Source organism: Streptomyces sp. NPDC002566 (assembly GCF_042889585.1).
Taxonomy (GTDB): Bacteria; Actinomycetota; Actinomycetes; order Streptomycetales; family Streptomycetaceae; genus Streptomyces.
This window is the reverse complement of sequence record NZ_JBIARD010000009.1, coordinates 96,531-113,338: the sequence shown is the minus strand read 5'-3', so window position 1 is coordinate 113,338 and position 16,808 is coordinate 96,531. Positions and strand designations below refer to the sequence as shown.

The following is a 16,808-nucleotide window of genomic DNA, read 5'->3' as shown; positions in this document are numbered from 1 at the left end:
GTTCGCTCCCCCGGGTCCGGCCTTTTCGGCCCGCTCCCCGGCGGCGCAGAAGGAACATTACCCGAAGGTGGACTGCGCTCCAAAACGGGTATCCGCGCCGAGGATCGCCGGGAGTTCGGACAGGCTGGCGATCCGGTGCCGTCCGGAGGGGAGTTCGACGGTGGCCGTGCCGCCGTGGCGGTCGACCCACACGGAGAGCAGGCCGGCGTCGGCGGAGCCCTGGCCGTCGATCTCCGGGTGGTCGCCGACGTACGCCACCTCGTGCGGGGGCAGCCGGAGCGCCTCGCAGGCCGCGAGGAACGCGGCGGCCTGCGGTTTCGCGACGCCGAGTTCGGCCGCGCACAGGATCGCCTCGAAGCGGTCGTGCACGCCGAGGACGCGCAGCTTGCGGTCCTGGACGTGGATGCTGGAGTTGGAGAGCACGGCGTGGCGGTGGCTGGTGGCGAGGGCGTCCAGGACGGGCAGCACGTCGGGGAAGAGCGCCCAGGCCGCCTCGTAGTGATCCATGTAACGCCGGAACCAGACGTCGGCCTCCGCGTCGGTCATCTCCCGGTCCAGGAAGACCCGGACCCGGTCGCGGCGCTGCCCCTCGAAGGTGACCTCGCCCGCCTCGAAGCGCCGCCACTGCCGGTCGGTGACCTCCCGCCACCGGACGACGGCGGCCTCGGGGGTGTCGTACGCGGCCAGGAGTCCCTCGACGTCCAGATGCCTGCGCATGCCCTCCCGGTCGGCGCTCGTGTAGTCGAAGAGGGTGTCGTCGACGTCCCAGACAACCGCGCGAATCGTCATGGCCTCGACGGTAGCGCGTGCGTGAGGGGCGGCGCCCGGGCTTGCGGACACCGCCCCTCACGTGGTGCGCGTTACGCCGCCAGCCTGGCCAGGGCCGCGTCGATGCGGGTCAGGGTCTTGTCCTTGCCCAGGATCTCCAGGGACTCGAAGAGGGGCAGGCCGACCGTGCGGCCGGTGACAGCGACGCGAACCGGGGCCTGGGCCTTGCCGAGCTTGAGGCCGTGGGCCTCGCCGGCCGCGAGGACGGCCTCCTTGAGGGACTCGGCGGACGTCCAGTCGGCCGACTCCAGCTTCTCGCGGGCCGTGCGCAGCAGGGCGTCGCTGCCCTCCTTCATCGCCTTGGCCCAGCTCGCCTCGTCGAAGACCGGCTCGGGGAGAAAGAGGAAGTCGACGTTGTCGGTGATCTCGGAGAGGACCCTCAGCCGGGTCTGCGCGTGCGGGGCGATCGCGTGCCACTTGGCCTCGTCGAAGTCCTCCGGCGCCCAGGGCGCGAACGGGGCCTTCAGCCAGGGGGCGCAGCGCTCGGTGAAGTCCTTCACGTCGAGCAGCCGGATGTGGTCGCCGTTGATCGCCTCGCACTTCTTGAGGTCGAAGCGGGCCGGGTTGGGGTTGACGTCCTTGATGTCGAAGGCCGCGACCATCTCGTCGGTGGAGAAGACGTCCTGGTCGGCGGAGAGCGACCAGCCCAGCAGGGAGAGGTAGTTGAGCAGCCCCTCGGGGAGGAAGCCGCGCTCCCGGTAGAGGTTCAGGCTCGCCTGCGGGTCGCGCTTGGAGAGCTTCTTGTTGCCCTCGCCCATGACGTACGGCAGGTGGCCGAAGGCCGGGATGTCCTTGGCGACGCCCAGTTCGATCAGCGCCTTGTAGAGGGCGATCTGGCGGGGGGTGGAGGAGAGCAGGTCCTCGCCGCGCAGGACGTGGGTGATCTCCATCAGGGCGTCGTCGACCGGGTTGACGAGCGTGTAGAGCGGGGCGCCGTTGGCGCGGACGATGCCGTAGTCCGGGACGTTCTCCGGGGTGAAGGTGAGCTCGCCGCGGACCAGGTCGGTGAAGGTGATCGTCTCGTCGGGCATCCGGAAGCGGACGATGGGGGCGCGGCCCTGGGCCTCGTACTCCGCGACCTGCCCGGCGGTCAGCTCGCGGCAGTGGCCGTCGTAGCCGGAGGGCTTGCCGGCGGCGCGGGCGGCCTCGCGGCGGGTGTCCAGCTCCTCCTGGGAGCAGTAGCAGCGGTAGGCGTGGCCGGCGTCGAGCAGCTTCTGCGCGACGTCCTTGTAGAGGTCCATGCGCTGCGACTGGCGGTACGGCGCGTGCGGGCCGCCGACCTCGGGGCCCTCGTCCCAGTCGAAGCCCAGCCAGCGCATCGAGTCGAGCAGCTGCTCGTAGGACTCCTCGGAGTCGCGGGCGGCGTCGGTGTCCTCGATGCGGAAGACCAGGGTGCCCTGGTGGTGCTTGGCGAACGCCCAGTTGAACAGGGCGGTGCGGACCAGGCCCACATGGGGGTTACCGGTGGGCGAGGGACAGAAACGGACGCGTACGGGGGAGCCGGGTGCGCTAGCCACGCTTGACAACCTTGTTGGTGAGAGTGCCGATGCCTTCGATGGTGACGGCGACCTCGTCGCCGACGTTGAGGGGGCCGACCCCTGCCGGGGTGCCCGTGAGGATCACGTCGCCGGGGAGCAGCGTCATGGCCTCGGTGATGTTGACGATCAGATCCTCGATGGGATGGATCATCTCGCTGGTGCGGCCGAGCTGCCGCTGCCGGCCGTTGACCGTGAGCTGGACGGTGAGGTCGGACGCGGCCTTCAGGTCCAGGTCCGTCTCCACCCACGGGCCGAGCGGGCAGGAGCTGTCGAAGCCCTTGGCCCTGGCCCACTGCTTCTCGCGCCGCTGGACGTCACGTGCGGTGACGTCGTTGGCGCAGGTGTAGCCGAGGATGACGTCGGCGACGCGTTCGCGCGGGACCTCGCGGCACATGCGGCCGATGACGACGGCGAGCTCGGCCTCGTGGTGCAGTTCCTCGGAGAACGCCGGGTACTGGATGTTGTCGCCGGGTCCGATGACCGAGGTCGACGGCTTGAAGAAGGCGAACGGGGCGTCGGGGACGTCGTGGCCCAGTTCGCGCGCGTGCTCGGCGTAGTTGCGGCCGAAGGCCACGACCTTGTTGGGCAGCACGGGCGGGAGCAGCCGGACCTTGCTCATCGGCACCCTGGTGCCGGAGAGCTCGTGGTCCGCGAACGGGATGCCCTTGATGATGTTCAGGACGAGCTCGTCCGGCTTGTCGCCTTCGACCGCGCCGAAGGCGACGTTCCCGTCGATGGAGAACCTGGCGATGCGCACGGGTTGGTTGGCCCCTTGCTGAGCTGGCGGGAGTCTGACGGTCCAGGCTAACGCGGAAGGGCGTCCCCGGCCGGGGACGCCCTTGACATCCGTTGACGGCAGCCTGAGGGGTCCTGCGCAAGGACCCCTTGAGCATCCGGCGGCCGGCGCGCGTATTACTCCGCGGAGGCGGCGAGTGCCGCGACGGGTACCTCGTTGAGGATGGTGCGCTTGGGGTTGGCGGTCTGGGCCGGGAGATCGACGGCGTGCTCCCTCTGTTCGAGGAGCCGCAGCTCGTCGGCGTCCTTGAGGTGCGCCAGCGTCGTACGCTGCGGGTTGGCGATCTTGTGGAACATCGCGGTCGTCTTCACTGTTCTACGTAGCCCTGTTCTCTTCGGGCGCCGGGAGGGCCGTCGGCGGACCTCCGCAAGGGCGCGGCTTGTCGGATTTGCCATATCTGTAAAGGCTCAGGCTATGCACGCCATTCCCGGGGAAGGCGTGAAGGTCTCATGATCTGCGTGTGAGTTTGCTCACGAATCCCCGCCCAATTCGGTCAAATCAGGCCCACCTCCGGGCACGAGGAAACGGACATCGACGTACCGAACCACCCATTCCGCTCCTGATCATGGCGACTGGGACACGTCCCTGACCCCAGGCCTTCGCCCACCTTTGTCCGCATTGCGAGAGAACACTTTCTACATGCGGTAATACCTCCCTCACGGACTGTCACTCATGTCACAGCCCGGCCAACAAGCCTTGTTGGAGATCCGGCACTGTGCTGGAATCTCACGGACCGCCGCTGGAACTGGCCGGCGCGCAGGGCGCACAGCAGCGCCGAGCGGCGGCGAGAGGGGGAGCCAGCGCCGGTCCATCACGACCGTTAGAGGGGCCGCATTCAGGGCACCCCTCAACACGCCGACACCGTCCTTCCGTTCACGCGGGGGGCGCCTGGTCCAGAGGTTGCGACGCTAGTGCAGGGACGTTTCAAGAGGGATGGCAGCGCTTCGGCGGAGCCGGAGCCGCACGGCGGGACTGGCCCCACGGCCGGCAGCTCCTCGCCCCAGCACGCCCAGAACCCGGGCCAGGCTTCCGGCGAGGGCGGCGGCCGCTCCGGCACGTCCGCGTCCGCGGCCGCGCTCCCCCAGAATCCGACGGTGAAGCCCACGGCCGCCTCCCCCGGCACCGGCTCCCGTGTCGCTCTGCGCAACTGGCGCATCTCCACCCGACTGGTCGCGCTGCTGACCCTGCCCGTGGTCGCGGCCACGACGCTGGGCACGCTGCGCATCAACCAGTCGATGGACGACATCCAGCAGCTCGACAACATGCGGCTGCTCACCGACATGACCAAGCAGGCCACCGAGCTGGCCAGCCGCCTCCAGGAGGAGCGCGACAAGTCCGCCGGCCCCCTCGCCCACGGCGCGAAGGAGACCGACGCGACGGTCAAGGGCGTCCGGGAGAAGACGGACCAGTCGCTGGCCGCGTTCAGCGACGCCTCCGAGGACATCGACGCCGCCAGCTCGGACGACAACCTCCAGGGCGTCCGCGACAGCCTCGTGGGTCTGCTCGGCGACCTCGGCAACATCGCCAAGGTCCGCAAGGCGGCCTACGCGGAGCAGAAGAACTCCACCCAGACGGTGGAGGCGTACCACCGCCTCATCACCTCGCTGCTCGACCTGTCGCAGGACATGGCGCAAGCCACCAGCAACCCGGAGATGATCCAGCGCACCCGCGCGCTGGCCGCCTTCTCCTCCGCCAAGGAGTACGCCTCCGTCCAGCGGGCCGTCCTGTCGGCCGCCCTGCCGGCGAGCAACACCCAGCTCGGCAAGCTCTCCGAGAACGACCGCCAGTACGGCGACGCCGCGCTGCAGAACCAGGACTCCGAGCTCGCGAGCTTCCGCAGCATCTACGGCGACGACGACGCCGAGACCCTGCTGGAGCCCGTCGAGCAGGGCAGCCCCACCATCGAGGACGCGGACACCTACGCCACCCGTGCCCTCGGCTCGGCCACCGGTCTGCAGTCGCTGAACAAGCGGTCGTACCAGGACTGGTTCGACGCCAGCACCACCAAGATCCAGCAGATGAAGAACATCGAGACCACGCTGCTGGAGCAGATGGAGCAGAAGGCCCGCGAGCTGCGCGCCGAGTCGGAGCAGGAAGCGATCATCTCCGGTGCGCTGATCCTGCTCGTGCTCGGCGTCTCGCTGGTCGGCGCGTTCGTCGTCGCCCGGTCCATGATCCGCTCGCTGCGCCGCCTCCAGGAGACCGCCACCAAGGTCGCCCAGGACCGGCTGCCCGAGCTGGTCAAGCAGCTGTCCGAGTCCGACCCGCAGGACGTCGACACCTCCGTCGAGTCGGTCGGTGTGCACTCCAGGGACGAGATCGGCAAGGTGGCCGCGGCCTTCGACGACGTGCACCGCGAGGCCGTCCGTCTCGCCGCCGAGCAGGCCCTGCTGCGGGGCAACGTCAACGCGATGTTCACCAACCTCTCGCGCCGCTCCCAGGGCCTCATCCAGCGTCAGCTCTCGCTCATCTCCGAACTGGAGTCCCGCGAGGCCGACCCGGACCAGCTGTCCTCGCTGTTCAAGCTCGACCACCTCGCGACCCGTATGCGCCGTAACGGTGAGAACCTCCTCGTCCTCGCGGGTGAGGAGCCCGGCCGGCGCTGGACCCGCCCGGTCCCGCTGGTCGACGTGCTGCGCGCCGCCGCGTCCGAGGTGGAGCAGTACGAGCGCATCGAGCTGGCCTCGGTGCCGACCACCGAGGTCGCCGGCCGGGTCGTCAACGACCTCGTGCACCTCCTCGCCGAGCTGCTGGAGAACGCCACCTCGTTCTCCTCGCCGCAGACCAAGGTCAAGGTCACCGGTCACGCGCTGCCCGACGGCCGGGTGCTGATCGAGATCCACGACACCGGCATCGGCCTCTCCCCCGAGGACCTCGCCGCGATCAACGAGCGGCTCGCCGCGCCGCCCACCGTGGACGTCTCCGTCTCCCGCCGCATGGGCCTCTTCGTGGTCGGCCGGCTGTCGCAGCGGCACGGCATCCGCATCCAGCTGCGCCCGTCCGACTCCGGCGGCACGACCGCGCTGGTCATGCTGCCCGTCGACGTCGCCCAGGGCGGCAAGAAGCCGCAGCCCAAGCCCGGTCAGGGCGGGGTCTCCGGCGGTCCCGCCGCCGCGCAGGCCGCCGCAGGCGCCGCTGCCGCCCGCCGTCAGGGCGGCCAGCAGGGCGGTCAGCAGGCCGGCGCGCTCGGCGGTGGCGGAGCCTTCGGCGGTGGCAACAACAGCCGCCTGCCCGCCGGTCAGGGCCCCCGGGCCGCGCTGCCCGGACGGGACGGCGGCGGCCGTCCGAACAACGCCCCGCGCGGAACTCAGCCCCCCGCCTCGCCCCAGCAGGGCCGTCCGGCCCCGGCGGGCGCCGGCTTCGGCGGTCAGGCCCCGGGCGCCCCGCAGGGCCTCCAGGCGGCCGGTACCGGCGCGCCCTCCCAGGGTCAGGACCTGTTCGGCGGCGGGCGTCCGCCGTCCGCGCAGCGCCCCCAGGACAACCGGTCCGAGCAGGGCGGCCGCGGCCGCCAGCCGCAGCTGCCGCCGCGCGGCGGCCCGCGCGCCGAACTGCCGGGCGGCAACCAGCCGCCGCGCGGGAACGTCGGGACCAACTGGGCCGACGAGACCACCTACCCGCCGTCCGCACGCACCCCGCTGGACGCCCCGCGCGGCCACGAGGAGCCGGACGCCGCCCAGACCGCGCAGATGCCGCGCGTGAACGACCGGGGTCCCGGCTCCACCGCCGAGATACCCGCGATCCCCCGCATCGACGAGCGCCAGGGCACTGCCGGCCCCGCCGACTTCATGCGCCCGGCCGGTGGCCAGGGCGCGGGTCAGTACCCGGCGGTCAACGGCGGCCAGGGCAACGGACGTCACCAGGACACGGGCCAGTTCCCGGCTCCCGGCGCGGGCGGCCAGCAGGACGGCTTCGTCCGCTCGGACGTCTTCGGCTCCCCGGGCAACCAGAACACCCCGGCGGACCAAGGCAGGTTCGCCGCTCCGCAGGCGTACGACAACGGCTCCACCGGCCAGTTCGCCGCACCGGGCTACGACAGCGCCGCTCCCGGGCAGCCCTCGCTGCCCGCCCGTCAGGACCCCGCGTCCACGGGCCAGTACCAGCGGCCCCAGAACGACACCGCGGGCAACGGCTACGGCTCCCCACAGCAGCAGCCCGCCCCGCAGCGTCACGCCGCCCGCCCCGAGCCGGAGGCGCTGCCGCCGGCCCAGGGTCCCGGCGACGGCCGTACCCCGCTCTACGACACCCTGGAGACCAACTGGTTCCACGGTGCCCAGGGCGAGGACGGCAACGGCACGGCGCCGGCGCCTCAGCGGCAGCAGCCGCAGGCTCCCGCCGCACCCCAGCGTCCCGCGGCCACGGGCGCCACGACCTCCTCGTGGCGCACCTCGCCCAACGACGAACTCGTCCGTCAGGCCGAGCGAGTCCGGCAGCCGGCCGCGGGCGGCGTCACCACCTCCGGCCTGCCGCGCCGGGTGCCCCGGGCGAACCTCGTCCCGGGCACGGCTCAGCAGCAACAGCACCAAAGCGGTCCGCAGGTCTCGCGTGCGCCTGACGACGTACGCGGACGGCTGACCAATCTCCGTCGGGGCATCGCACAGGGTCGTCAGGCCGGCAACGGCTCGACCGGCAGTTTCCCCAGCCCCACTCACCAGCAGGAGCGTTAGTTGAGCCAGATGAGCCAGGCGGCCCAGAATCTGAACTGGTTGATCACCAACTTCGTGGACAACACCCCCGGGGTGTCCCACACCGTCGTCGTGTCCGCCGACGGGCTTCTGCTGGCGATGTCCGAGGGATTCCCGCGCGACCGTGCCGACCAGCTGGCGGCCGTCGCGTCCGGGCTCACGTCGCTGACCGCGGGCGCCTCGAGGATCTTCGAGGGCGGCCGGGTGTCCCAGACGGTCGTCGAGATGGAGCGGGGATTCCTCTTCCTCATGTCCGTCTCGGACGGCTCGTCCCTCGCCGTGCTCGCACACCCGGAGTGCGACATCGGCCTCGTCGGCTACGAGATGGCGCTCCTCGTCGACCGTGCGGGCGCGGTCCTGACGCCCGACCTGCGCGCCGAACTCCAAGGCAGTCTGCTCCACTGACCGTCCCCGGTACCACCCCCCTCACGAAATCACCGTCCGGCCGCCACCATCCCCCCACCGGCCTCGACGGACGGCACGACTGACCGAGACATGCTGTCCCGCCCGGAGGATTCATGACCCCGCCCACCGCCTCTCATGACCCGTACGCGGAGCCGTACGGGGACGAGGGCGACCAGCCGCTGGTGCGTCCTTACGCGATGACCGGCGGCCGGACCCGGCCGCGCTATCAGCTCGCCATCGAGGCGCTGATCACCACCACGGCCGACCCGGCAGCGCTCATGGGGCTGCTTCCCGAGCACCAGCGCATCTGCCACCTCACCCGTGAGGTGAAGTCGGTCGCGGAGGTCTCGGCGCTCCTGGCCATGCCGCTGGGCGTGGCGCGGATCCTCGTCGCGGACCTCGCCGAGGCCGGTCTGGTGGCCATCCACCAGCCGGGCGGCGATGAGAACAACGGCGGCGCACCTGACGTGACGCTGCTCGAAAGGGTGCTCAGTGGACTTCGCAAGCTCTGACGGGGGCCGGGCCACCACCTCCGCGAAGATCGTGGTGGCGGGCGGCTTCGGCGTGGGCAAGACCACGTTCGTGGGCGCCGTCTCGGAGATCAACCCGCTGCGCACGGAAGCCGTGATGACGTCCGCGAGCGCGGGCATCGACGACCTCACCCACACCGGGGACAAGACCACCACCACGGTGGCCATGGACTTCGGCCGCATCACGCTCGACCAGGACCTGATCCTCTACCTGTTCGGCACCCCGGGTCAGGACCGGTTCTGGTTCATGTGGGACGACCTGGTGCGCGGTGCGATCGGCGCGGTGGTGCTGGTGGACACGCGCCGGCTGGCGGACTGCTTCCCGGCGGTGGACTACTTCGAGAACAGCGGCCTGCCGTTCGTCGTCGCCCTCAACGGCTTCGACGGGCAGCAGCCGTACCAGCCGGAGGAGGTCCGCGAGGCGCTGCAGATCGGGCCGGACACCCCGATCATCACCACCGACGCGCGGCACCGGTCGGACGCCAAGAGCGCTCTGATCACCCTGGTGGAACACGCGTTGATGGCGCGTCTGCGGTAGCGCTCCCGGCGCTGCCCTACGGCAGCCGTCGTAGGCGGATCGGAGCCGGCTGTGGCCTTTGACACGGCCGGCTCCGGTGTTCATAACGTTTCGGCAGAGGAATCGGGTGGTACGGCCACGCTTCGCGGTCGTCCGGTCTCACTGCGCTCCCGTGAGCCCCGTCATTTGACGGGGCTCGCGCTGTTTGACCGTTTTATCTAGGGCTTACATCACAAGGATTCGTGCCCTACCGGTGTTTGGAGGAGCGCAGGCCGACGTGCTGGAATGCCTGAACTGCCCAATAGTCAATGACGTACTGATGGTCGATGGCTGACCGGGCTCTGAGACACTGCGGCACGACGAAGGTGCCGACCGCCGAGAGGTTGTTGGTCGAGTGAGGCGAAGCAAGAAAAGTCCCGAGCCGGCGGCGCGGGGCAACTTCACCCCGCCGCCGCGCGGAGCGGCGACCGCCCCTGTGCCCGGCTCGGAGCCGACGGCCGCACCCGCCAAGAGCGGTGGTCGTCTCTCCCCGCGCAACTGGCGCGTGCCGACCCGGCTGAACGCCATCCTGCTCATACCCGTGCTGGTCGGCCTGGTCATGGGCGGCTTCCAGGTGAAGACGTCGATCGACACCTGGCAGGAGGCGCTGGACGCGGAGAAGACCGCGAAGATCGTGGCCGCCTCCGGCGAGTACGCCGAGGCCCTCCTCAACGAGCGGGACGTGTCCGCCGAGCCGCTCCTGCAGAACAAGAAGGACAGCGAGGTCGTCAAGAACGCCCGCGCCGTCACCGACGAGAAGGCCAAGGCCTTCCACGCCGAAGTCGTCGGCATGCCGGACAAGCCGGGCCTCAAGCGCAGGCTGAACCTTGTCGAGGAAGCCGAACCGAACCTCGCCAAGGTGCGCGCGGCCGCCTACACCGCGAAGTCCGACCCGGTGCAGACCGAAGAGGGTTACGTCGCCGTCGAGCACCTGCTGATGGAGTTCTCCAACGAACTCGGCCTGGGCACCGGCAACATCACCGCCTACGGCCGCACGGTCTACGCCATCGCCCTGGCCAAGGGCGCCGAGTCGCTCCAGCGCTCGATCGGCATGCACCTGCTGGTGCGGCCGAGCCCCGAGGAGACCACCTTCACCCGCCAGGTCACCGCGTTCACCTCGTACGCGTACCTGGAGCAGATCGCGCTCCAGGAGTACGTGTCCGGCGGCACCACGGCGGATGCCAACCGGCTGCGGCAGGTCCTGCAGCAGAAGCAGGCCGAGGGCCAGCAGCTGGCGGCCGACGCCAAGGCCAAGGCGGAGGCCGCGGGGCAGAACTACGTCCCCGCGCCCCCCATGCTGAAGATGATCGAGGCCATCGGCAGCGGCCAGAAGCCCTCCGACCTCGCCGACAAGGGCATCACCGCCCAGGCGTGGATGGGGGCCGCCACGCTGAAGTTCCAGGCCTACAGCCAGGTCGAGAAGGAACTCATCGACCGCGCGGTGAGCGACGCCGGGAACATCGCCTCCGACGCCCGCCGTGACGCCATCGTCAACGGCAGCATCGTCATCGTCGCCCTTCTCGCCGCCTTCATCATCGCCAGTCTCATGGCGCGGCAGATGAGCCAGTCGATGCGCCAGCTGCGCAACGCCGCCTTCGGGGTCGCCGAGCAGCGACTGCCGATGCTGGTCGACCAGCTCTCCCGCACCGACCCCGGCCGCGTCGACACCCGGGTCGCCCCGATCCCGATCACCACCACCGACGAGATCGGCGAAGTCGCCCGCGCCTTCGACCAGGTCCACCGCGAGGCCGTCCGGCTCGCCGCCGAACAGGCCCTGCTGCGGGGCAACATCAACGCGATCTTCACCAACCTCTCGCGCCGCAACCAGTCCCTGATCGAGGGCCAGCTGACCCTGATCACCGACCTGGAGAACAACGAGGCCGACCCGGACCAGCTGGAGAACCTCTTCCGCCTGGACCACCTGGCGACCCGTATGCGCCGCAACGGCGAGAACCTCCTCGTCCTCGCCGGCGAGGAGCCCGGCCGCCGCTGGGACCAGCCGGTCCCGCTGGTCGACGTGCTGCGCGCCGCCTCCTCCGAGGTGGAGCAGTACGAGCGCATCGAGCTGTCCGGCGTCCCGGAGGCCGAGATCCACGGCCGTGCCGTGACCGACCTCGTGCACCTGCTGGCCGAGCTGCTGGAGAACGCGACGACGTTCTCCTCCCCGCAGACCAAGGTCCGCGTCACCGCGACCCGTCTGCCCGACGGCCGGGTGATGATCGAGATCCACGACAAGGGAATCGGCCTGACCGCCGAGGACTTCGCGGACATCAACCACAAGCTGGCCAACCCGCCGACCGTCGACGCCGCGATCTCCCAGCGCATGGGCCTGTTCGTGGTCGGCCGGCTGTCCGACCGGCACGGCATCCGCGTCCAGCTGCGCCCCTCGGGCGAGCAGGCCGGCACCACCTCGCTGGTCATGCTGCCGGACGCGATCACTCACGGCGGCGGCGGCGAGCAGCCCGCCGAGCGCGACGAGTTCACCGTCTCGCAGATCATCCCGGAGCAGAACTTCGGCGCCGAGGACTTCAGCAACGGCGTGCCGATGCGCACCGCCGCCGAACTCGGCTTCGACGACAACGCCTACCCCTCGGTCCCCGACGACCTGCGCGACCTGGACCCCGTGGGCCGTTCCCTGATGCGCGAGGAGCGCCGGGCGGCCCTGGAGTCCCAGCCGCACGAAGAGCAGCCGCAGTCGCAGCAGCAGCAGCGCGCCCCCGAGTCGCCCGCCTACGGCGAGAACTTCGGCCAGCCGCAGCAGCAGCAGTCCTACGACACGCCCCAGAACGGCTTCGCCGGTGCGCAGGGCGGCTACGACGCCGGCGCCAACGGGGCCACGGGGTACGCTGAGCAGCCCTCGGCCTACGACCAGCAGACGCCGTACGGCGAGCAGCAGCGACAGGCGTACGAGGACCCGTACCTCACGTCGAACGGTCAGGCGCCCCAGGGCGACACCTTCTCTGCGGGCGACGGCTTCCCGACGGGCGGCGGTGCGCCGCACAACGGCGGCTACGCGCAGAACGGCGGCTACCCGGACCCCGCGTACGCGGAGCCGGCGCAGGACGAGCGTTCTGCGGGCCGTGCCGACGCCGCCGACGGCTTCGGGTCCTACGAGGAGCAGTCCTACCAGGACGACTGGCCGCAGCAGAGCGGTTACCGCAACGGTTACCCGGACCAGTACGCTCCGGAAACGGAATCCGCGCAGGCCGCTGACGCAGGTGAGCAGGACCGCGTAGGCTTCGACCGTCCGGGTCCGGCCGCCTCCTCCGCCCACACGATGACCGACGCCGGGCTGCCCCGCCGCGGATCCATCGCGGCGGCGAGCGGTTCGAACGGGTCTCGCCCCGTGAACCGGGAAGCGCCGGCCACCACTTCGGAGGGCGACGGCGGGGGCGACGACAGTTGGCGTTCGGCGAACGACGCGCGCTGGCAGCAGGCCGCCTCGCTCCGCAAGCCCAAGGCGGGCGGAGTCACCTCCTCCGGTCTGCCGCGACGCGTGCCCAAGGCCAATCTGGTCGAGGGCACCGCCGAGAGCACCCCCCAGGGAGGCCCCCAGGTCTCCCGCGCCCCGGAGGACGTCCGAGGCAGGCTGAGCAACCTGCGTCGCGGCGTCCAGCGCGGGCGCAACGCAGGCAGTGAAACGAACGGCCAGGGCCTCGGTCCTGACAGCACCTACAACCAGGAGCGTTAGTGTGAGCCCGATGAGCCAGGCGGCACAGAACCTGAACTGGTTGATCACCAACTTCGTGGACAACACCCCGGGGGTGTCCCACACGGTGGTGGTCTCCGCCGACGGACTCCTTCTGGCGATGTCCGAAGGCTTCCCCCGCGACCGCGCCGACCAGCTCGCGGCCGTCGCCTCCGGTCTGACGTCTCTGACGGCAGGCGCCTCCCGCATCTTCGAGGGAGGCAGTGTGAACCAGACGGTTGTGGAGATGGAGCGGGGATTCCTCTTCATCATGTCCATCTCCGACGGTTCCTCGCTCGCGGTTCTCGCGCACCCGGAGGCGGACATCGGCCTCATCGGGTACGAGATGGCCCTCCTGGTGGACCGTGCCGGTACGGTTCTGACGCCCGACCTTCGTGCGGAGCTCCAAGGAAGCCTTCTCAACTAACAGACGGACGGTGCGTTTTGGCGTCCCGAGGCCGTAGGGTTTCGGGACGCGGCTTCCACATGAACGGGTGCCAGGCACAGTCGGAGGAGGAGAGAAAGTGGCAACACCCCCAGGCGGTTCACATTCGGGCAACTGGTCGTACGGCCCTGCCCAGGGTCAAGGCGACGGTTCCCAGAACCCGAACCGTTACAACTTCCCCTCCGCCCCGAGCCAGCAGCGGCCGTACACGCCCCAGGGTCCGCAGGGTCCCGGGCCGTCCCCGTACGACCAGCCGCACTCGCCGCGCATCCAGCCCGTGCAGCCGCAGCGCCGTCCCGAGCCGGCGCCCGCCGGGGCGTCGAACAACCCCCTGGTGCGTCCGTACGCCATGACAGGCGGCCGGACGCGCCCGCGCTACCAGCTCGCCATCGAGGCGCTGGTGCACACCACTGCGCAGCCGCACCAGATGCAGGGCCAGCTGCCCGAGCATCAGCGGATCTGCAATCTGTGCCGTGAGATCAAGTCGGTGGCCGAGATCTCGGCCCTCCTGACCATCCCTCTCGGCGTGGCCAGGATCCTCGTCGCCGACTTGGCGGAGGCGGGACTGGTCGCCATCCATCAGCCCGGCGGCGACGAGAACGCCGGCGGCCAGCCAGACGTGACACTGCTCGAAAGGGTGCTCAGTGGACTTCGCAAGCTCTAGCGGCGGTCCTTCCCGCTCCACCACCTCAGCGAAGATCGTGGTGGCGGGTGGCTTCGGCGTGGGCAAGACCACGTTCGTCGGGGCCGTCTCGGAGATCAACCCGCTGCGTACCGAGGCCGTCATGACGTCTGCTTCGGCAGGCATCGACGACCTCACCCACACCGGAGACAAGACCACCACGACGGTGGCGATGGACTTCGGCCGTATCACCCTGGACCAGGACCTGATCCTGTACCTCTTCGGTACGCCCGGCCAGGACCGCTTCTGGTTCATGTGGGACGACCTGGTACGCGGCGCCATCGGCGCGATCGTGCTCGTGGACACCCGACGTCTCGCCGACTGCTTCCCCGCGGTCGACTACTTCGAGAACTCGGGTCTGCCGTTCGTGATCGCCCTGAACGGCTTCGACGGCAACCAGCCGTACAACCCGGACGAGGTGCGCGAGGCGCTGCAGATCGGTCCGGACACCCCGATCATCACGACGGACGCGCGGCATCGCGCGGACGCCAAGTCGGCGCTGATCACTCTCGTGGAGCACGCGCTGATGGCTCGACTCCGGTAGGACAACTCCTCCCGCCGCCGCGGCGCGCAGCCACGGCGGCGGGGGTCGGCGGTGCCGACCCGGCCGCAGCCTGCCGCCCACACGCAGAAGGGCCCCTCCTCGACGGAGGGGCCCTTCTCGGCGTACACGCGGCTGAAGCGCCGCAGGCTACCGCCAGCTGTGGGGGGCGCGGAAGCCGTTCTCGCGTTCCAGGCGGCGCCAGCCGGCCCTGGGGCGGCCGCGGTGGGTCGGGGTGGGCTCGGAGGTCCGGGCGGCGGCGCGGGCCAGGAGGATCGCCGTGATGGCGGCGACTTCCTCGGGCTCGGCGTGGCCCTTCTCGACGCGGATGTCAGGCGGGTTCATGAAAGTGAGTCTCCGTGGAAGAGGTTTCCGCTGTGGTGTCGCGGAGCGTCCGCTGGGTTACTGCGGGGGGTTGCCGTGCTTGCGCGAGGGCAGGTCGGCGTGCTTGGACTGGAGCATCGCCAGCGACCTGATGAGCACCTCGCGGGTCTCGGCGGGGTCGATGACGTCGTCGACGAGGCCGCGCTCGGCCGCGTAGTACGGGTGCATCAGCTCGGACTTGTACTCCTTGACCATGCGGGCCCGCATGGCCTCGGGGTCCTCGGCGTCGGCGATCTGACGTCGGAAGATGACGCCCGCGGCGCCCTCGGCGCCCATGACGGCGATCTCGTTGGTGGGCCAGGCGAAGGTCAGGTCGGCGCCGATGGACTGGCTGTCCATGACGATGTAGGCGCCTCCGTACGCCTTGCGCAGGATCAGGGAGATCCGGGGCACGGTCGCGTTGCAGTAGGCGTAGAGGAGCTTCGCGCCGTGGCGGATGATTCCACCGTGCTCCTGGTCGACGCCGGGGAGGAAGCCGGGTACGTCCAGAAGGGTGACGATCGGGATGTTGAAGGCGTCGCACATCTGCACGAACCGGGCGGCCTTCTCGCTGGCCTCGATGTCGAGGACGCCGGCGAGGGCCTGCGGCTGGTTGGCGACGATGCCGACGACCTGGCCGTCGAGGCGGGCCAGCGCGCAGATGATGTTGCGCGCCCAGCGCTCGTGGACCTCCAGGTACTCGCCGTCGTCGACGAGCTCCTCGATGACCTTGGCCATGTCGTACGGGCGGTTGCCGTCCGCCGGGACCAGGTCGAGCAGGGCCTCGCCGCGCCGCTCGGCGGGGTCGGAGCACTCGACGCGGGGCGGGTTCTCGCGGTTGTTCTGCGGGAGGAGCGAGAGGAGGTAGCGGACCTCCGCGATGCAGGTCTCCTCGTCGTCGTACGCGAAGTGGCAGACGCCGGAGGTCTCCGCGTGGACGTCGGCGCCGCCGAGGCCGTTCTGCGTGATCTCCTCGCCGGTGACCGCCTTGACGACGTCCGGGCCGGTGATGAACATCTGCGAGGTCTCGCGGACCATGAACACGAAGTCGGTGAGGGCGGGGCTGTAGGCCGCGCCGCCCGCGCACGGGCCGAGCATCACGCTGATCTGCGGGATGACGCCGGAGGCCTTGGTGTTGCGCTGGAAGATGCCGCCGTAGCCGGCGAGCGCGGAGACGCCTTCCTGGATACGGGCGCCGGCGCCGTCGTTGAGGGAGACCAGGGGCGCGCCGGCCGCGATGGCCATGTCCATGATCTTGTGGATCTTCGTGGCGTGGGCCTCGCCCAGCGCGCCGCCGAAGATGCGGAAGTCATGGGCGTAGACGAAGACCGTGCGGCCCTCGACCGTGCCCCAGCCGGTGACGACGCCGTCGGTGTACGGCTTCTTCGCCTCCAGGCCGAATCCGGTCGCCCGGTGCCGGCGCAGCTGCTCGACCTCCTGGAAGGAGCCCGGGTCCAGGAGCAGCTCGATGCGCTCCCGGGCGGTCAGCTTGCCCTTCGCGTGCTGCGCCGCCGTCGCCTTCTCGCCCGGCCCGGCCAGGGCCTGCGCACGGATCTCGTGCAGCTCGGCCACGCGCCCGCGCGCGTCCGTGGGCTCGGCGGTCGGCTCACCCGTCGTCTCTTCCAAAACGGTCATGTAGCGACCTTACGAAGAGCACCAAGGAAAGGGAGACGTCGACTCCGTACAGTCTCCGACCCGTTTTCCTGGTGCCCCTGAACAGAACCGGGGCGGCTTGCAGGCGTTCGGACTGCTCA

14 protein-coding genes are annotated in these 16,808 nt (G+C 70.5%); 8 read left to right on the top strand and 6 right to left on the bottom strand.

Annotation, left to right across the window (positions count from 1 at the left end; genetic code table 11):
• Nucleotides 1–57 precede the first annotated feature (57 nt).
• The 4 genes from ACFYXA_RS30820 to ACFYXA_RS30805 form a co-directional block, all read right to left on the bottom strand.
• The gene (locus ACFYXA_RS30820; RefSeq protein ID WP_351095858.1) at nt 58–789 is read right to left on the bottom strand and encodes an HAD family hydrolase; all 732 of its coding nucleotides are present in this window, start codon (nt 787–789) and stop codon (nt 58–60) included.
• Between the two features lie 71 nt (nt 790–860).
• On the bottom strand, nt 861–2,345 hold the full coding sequence (gltX, locus tag ACFYXA_RS30815) for a glutamate--tRNA ligase (RefSeq protein ID WP_352247191.1): 1,485 nt from the start codon (nt 2,343–2,345) through the stop codon (nt 861–863).
• Nucleotides 2,338–3,123, bottom strand: coding sequence for a fumarylacetoacetate hydrolase family protein (locus ACFYXA_RS30810; RefSeq protein WP_352247192.1), 786 nt, complete (start codon nt 3,121–3,123; stop codon nt 2,338–2,340). The genes gltX and ACFYXA_RS30810 overlap by 8 nt, the downstream gene beginning before the upstream one ends.
• A 155-nt stretch (nt 3,124–3,278) precedes the next feature.
• On the bottom strand, nt 3,279–3,473 hold the full coding sequence (locus tag ACFYXA_RS30805) for a hypothetical protein (protein ID WP_165430469.1): 195 nt from the start codon (nt 3,471–3,473) through the stop codon (nt 3,279–3,281).
• A gap of 600 nt (nt 3,474–4,073) precedes the next feature.
• Between ACFYXA_RS30805 and ACFYXA_RS30800 the strand changes: the two genes are divergently transcribed.
• The 8 genes from ACFYXA_RS30800 to ACFYXA_RS30765 all read left to right on the top strand — a co-directional run bounded on the left by ACFYXA_RS30800 (nt 4,074) and on the right by ACFYXA_RS30765 (nt 14,694).
• The gene (locus ACFYXA_RS30800) at nt 4,074–7,826 is read left to right on the top strand and encodes a nitrate- and nitrite sensing domain-containing protein (RefSeq protein WP_389039056.1); all 3,753 of its coding nucleotides are present in this window, start codon (nt 4,074–4,076) and stop codon (nt 7,824–7,826) included.
• 9 nt (nt 7,827–7,835) lie between these two features.
• Nucleotides 7,836–8,249: a roadblock/LC7 domain-containing protein gene (locus ACFYXA_RS30795; RefSeq protein ID WP_130443512.1), complete on the top strand. Its 414-nt coding sequence runs from the start codon at nt 7,836–7,838 to the stop codon at nt 8,247–8,249.
• 113 nt (nt 8,250–8,362) lie between these two features.
• A complete protein-coding gene (locus tag ACFYXA_RS30790; RefSeq protein ID WP_130443210.1) occupies nt 8,363–8,761 on the top strand; it encodes a DUF742 domain-containing protein in 399 nt (132 codons plus the stop codon).
• On the top strand, nt 8,742–9,317 hold the full coding sequence (locus ACFYXA_RS30785; protein WP_030793795.1) for an ATP/GTP-binding protein: 576 nt from the start codon (nt 8,742–8,744) through the stop codon (nt 9,315–9,317). Before ACFYXA_RS30790 ends, ACFYXA_RS30785 begins: the two co-directional genes overlap by 20 nt.
• Before the next feature lie 373 nt (nt 9,318–9,690).
• Nucleotides 9,691–13,026, top strand: coding sequence for a nitrate- and nitrite sensing domain-containing protein (locus tag ACFYXA_RS30780; protein ID WP_389039052.1), 3,336 nt, complete (start codon nt 9,691–9,693; stop codon nt 13,024–13,026).
• A gap of 10 nt (nt 13,027–13,036) precedes the next feature.
• A complete protein-coding gene (locus tag ACFYXA_RS30775) occupies nt 13,037–13,450 on the top strand; it encodes a roadblock/LC7 domain-containing protein (protein WP_004983065.1) in 414 nt (137 codons plus the stop codon).
• Nucleotides 13,451–13,547: 97 nt separating this feature from the next.
• Complete coding sequence (locus ACFYXA_RS30770; RefSeq protein ID WP_130443214.1) at nt 13,548–14,132, top strand: DUF742 domain-containing protein; 585 nt, start codon at nt 13,548–13,550, stop codon at nt 14,130–14,132.
• On the top strand, nt 14,113–14,694 hold the full coding sequence (locus tag ACFYXA_RS30765) for an ATP/GTP-binding protein (protein ID WP_026248371.1): 582 nt from the start codon (nt 14,113–14,115) through the stop codon (nt 14,692–14,694). The genes ACFYXA_RS30770 and ACFYXA_RS30765 overlap by 20 nt, the downstream gene beginning before the upstream one ends.
• 147 nt (nt 14,695–14,841) lie before the next feature.
• Here ACFYXA_RS30765 and ACFYXA_RS30760 read toward each other — a convergent pair whose 3' ends face one another.
• Together ACFYXA_RS30760 and ACFYXA_RS30755 are read right to left on the bottom strand one after the other, a co-directional pair.
• On the bottom strand, nt 14,842–15,036 hold the full coding sequence (locus ACFYXA_RS30760; RefSeq protein WP_130443216.1) for an acyl-CoA carboxylase subunit epsilon: 195 nt from the start codon (nt 15,034–15,036) through the stop codon (nt 14,842–14,844).
• A gap of 57 nt (nt 15,037–15,093) precedes the next feature.
• Nucleotides 15,094–16,689, bottom strand: a complete 1,596-nt coding sequence (locus ACFYXA_RS30755) for an acyl-CoA carboxylase subunit beta (protein ID WP_351095845.1) — start codon at nt 16,687–16,689, stop codon at nt 15,094–15,096.
• Nucleotides 16,690–16,808 lie beyond the last annotated feature (119 nt).